1 pseudogene is annotated in these 2,541 nt (G+C 60.2%); it reads left to right on the forward strand.

What is annotated here, in order from left to right:
- Positions 1–648 precede the first annotated feature (648 nt).
- Positions 649–2,116, forward strand: a pseudogene (locus tag EN879_RS31720) (protein adenylyltransferase SelO).
- Positions 2,117–2,541 lie beyond the last annotated feature (425 nt).

Here is a 2,541-nt window from a genome sequence, read left to right on the forward strand (position 1 = left end):
GGGCCCGGAGGGCCTTCCACCAGGGAAGGCTTCGGTTCGGGCCCGCCATGCTCTCCTCGAACGTAGCGGCTATGACGCCAAGGATGGCATTTGAAGGACCCCCTTAGGGTGATTGTGTCCAATGGCGCGCGATCGCTTGGATCAAAAACGCGGGAACGCGACCTTATCTTCTTTGATCTCGCCTGATGACATGCCCGTACGGATCCGCCCGGCGAGCGTATGGGTTGCGGCCAGCGTACCGTCGGGGACATCATCATAAAACTGACGTCCGCGCCATTCGGGAGGCGCCCCAGCTGCAACGTAGTCTCGACAGTTTTTCCTTCGCCTGCGGCCTAGTACGGCCATGAGGGTGACCCGACAAGATCGTCGTCATGGACAATGGATCCACAAGGCCTTCTGTGGTCGAGACAGCAGAAGGGGTCAGCTTGCCTGTCGCCTTTCGTCGCACGGTAGCCCCGAAACGCGACGTAGGCGGGTAGTTCAAAGCTTATCCGGTGCCGGCCTGATCGATCCGAATGGTACCAGCGAGATTGTGTCCTATATGACAAGTGAAGACAGTCTCCTCGAGACGGGAGCTGTTGGGTCCTTCCGTCAGAGCCAGATTTCATGACGGCACCTGCGACCGCCGAATAAACCCAGGGCATTCAGATGCGGCTTCTCGCCCTCAACAACAGCTATGCGCAATTGCCCGAGCGCTTCTTCGCGCACACGGATCCGAAGCCGGTGTCCGAACCCCGGCTGATCCGATTCAACCGGCCACTTGCGGAGGAACTCGGGCTCGATGCCGACCAGCTTACCAGCCCGGATGGATTGGATATGCTCTCTGGCCATAGATTTCCGGAAGGCTTGCAGGCAATCGCCCTGGCCTATGCAGGTCACCAGTTCGGAAACTTCGTGCCTCAGCTCGGCGACGGGCGCGCTCTGCTGCTTGGCGAGGTGGTGGACGTTAACGACATTCGCCGTGACATCCAGTTGAAGGGATCGGGACCGACGCGGTTCTCGCGCAATGGCGACGGCCGCGCAGCCGTCGGCCCGGTTCTGCGCGAGTATGTCGTCAGCGAAGCAATGGCCGCTGGGCATTCCGACGACTCGAGCCTTGGCGGCTGTGCTCACCGGGGACCCGGTATATCGCGAGGTCCGGCTGCCCGGCGCTGTCCTTACAAGAGTGGCGGCCAGCCATATCCGGATAGGCACCTTCCAATATTTCGCTGCGCGCCACGATACCGGAGGCCTCAAGATCCTCGCCGACTATGCCATTGAACGCCATTTCCCGCAGCTGGTCGGGCAAGCGCGGCCGTACCGCGCTTTGCTTGAGGCCGTTGTCGCTGCACAGGCCGATCTGGTGGCGCGCTGGATGCTGGTCGGCTTCATCCATGGCGTCATGAACACCGACAACATGACGATCTCGGGCGAGACGATCGACTATGGCCCATGCGCCTTCATGGACGCCTATGACCCGAGCGCGGTGTTCAGTTCGATCGACCGTGTCGGCCGCTATGCCTATGCCAACCAGCCTCATGTGGCGACATGGAATCTTGCACGCTTTGCCGAGACTCTGCTGCCGCTCATGAGCACGGACGAGAGTGAAGCCGTCTCTGAAGCCGAAGAGGTGCTTGGGTCTTTCCAGTCCTCATATGAGACTGTGTTGCAGCGCGGCTTCCGCAGAAAACTCGGATTGCTGACCGAGGCGGAAGGCGACTTGCAGCTCGCGGCTGATTTTCTGGATGTATTAGCTCGCGGCGAAGCCGACTTTACGCTCGCCTTCCGGCGTCTGGGCGACGACCTCGCCGCCCCGGACGATCAGGGCGGGGCGCGGCAGTTGTTTGAGGATCCAGGCGCATTCGATGTTTGGTCGGCGCGCTGGCGCGAGCGCATCGCAAGCGATGCTGCCGACACGGCCGCGCGCCGGGCGGTCATGCATGCCGTCAATCCCAAATTCATCCCTCGCAACCATCGCATCGAGGCTATCCAGGCGGCGCTGGGCGGGGACTTCACACCTTTCGAGGAGATTTTGAGGGTCATCAGCCGGCCCTTCGATGAGCAGCCGGACATGGAACGCTATGCTGACCCGCCACGCCCGGATGAACGCGTCCTACAGACATTCTGCGGCACATGAGACATTGAATGATGGCCGGTTAACATGTGCAAATGCGGAAGACCCTTCGCAAGCTACCGTCGTGAGTAGTCGGAAGCGTCTGATCTATGACGATTATGGACTCACGGAAGCTTGTCGATCACCCGTGCCGATGCTTCCACCGTTGCAGCTAGGACTACCTGAGCGTCGGGCGGCGGGTGCTGGGAGACAGATCTTGAGCGTCAAGGCTCCGCAATAAATTGGTCGCGTTCAATTTCACTGCAATCAGAGAACACCCTCCGGAACCAGTTGCCCCGCATCGAGTTGCTATTCCGCCTCGCTTTTGAGCGCGAACGGGAGAACACAGGATGGCACCCACTAAGAAGGCATCACCGAAGGGCCTGAACGAACTTTTCCACGACACGTTGAAGGACATCTATTTCGCCGAAAAGAAGATCGTTGCGACG

The organism is Mesorhizobium sp. M7A.F.Ca.AU.002.02.1.1, assembly GCF_003998535.1.
In the GTDB taxonomy this organism is placed as follows: Bacteria; Pseudomonadota; Alphaproteobacteria; order Rhizobiales; family Rhizobiaceae; genus Mesorhizobium; species Mesorhizobium ciceri.